Raw genomic sequence first — 681 nt, forward strand, 5'->3', positions numbered from 1 at the left:
AGTGATTCCCAACGCTTGGTCATTTTGATGTCATCGTTGGGTTTTGTGTTTATGGTGGTATGGTTTTGTTTCGTGTTAGCGTTGCTCACACCTTAATGCGGCGTTATGTTTAATCACTTAAAATCAGTTGGTTGCATCTTTTCTTTGCTTTCTCAGCTTTCTAATTTTGGTCTTTTCGGCAAGTTACGTTTAGTGGTCGCTGTTTTCTGGACTCCAATTCGTGGGCGCTAAAAATTCAGAGAGTTGCCTCATTAAAGTTCAGTGCGTTTGTGAGTCGAATGAAGCGATGTTAGTTTCAACGTTTGAGCACCAGCTTTCGGTTTCTCACACTAAAATCTCAATGTCAGTACAATCAAATTTATGAGTTAATTCAGCTTTTTAGCTTCTAACTTTGGTTTTCAAAGATAAGTCGAGTTAAGCTCTTGGTATCGTAAAACTTAACCGTTCGAGTCTTAAACATAACAAGGCGTTTAAGCGGGATTCATGCCGCGTGGCATTTTTGGTTTGCGGTGATTTTTGTGGTGAAAGTGGTGTGCGGAAACTTGGTTTAGGCGGCACTCACCCCTTAACGCAGCGTTATACCAATTTATCGTAATAAGCTCCAACTCAAAACACTATCGAGTGAAGCTTGGTTTCTATATACTTCCTTATTTCAAAGGAAAACCAATATGGAAATGATCA

General features: G+C 39.6%; 1 protein-coding gene. It reads left to right on the plus strand.

Features of this window, described 5'->3' with window-relative positions:
- The first annotated feature begins 427 nt into the window (after positions 1–427).
- A complete protein-coding gene (locus CIK04_RS35510; RefSeq protein WP_097353636.1) occupies positions 428–595 on the plus strand; it encodes a DUF3265 domain-containing protein in 168 nt (55 codons plus the stop codon).
- Positions 596–681 lie beyond the last annotated feature (86 nt).

The sequence above is a fragment of the Vibrio sp. 03_296 genome (genome assembly GCF_002265885.1).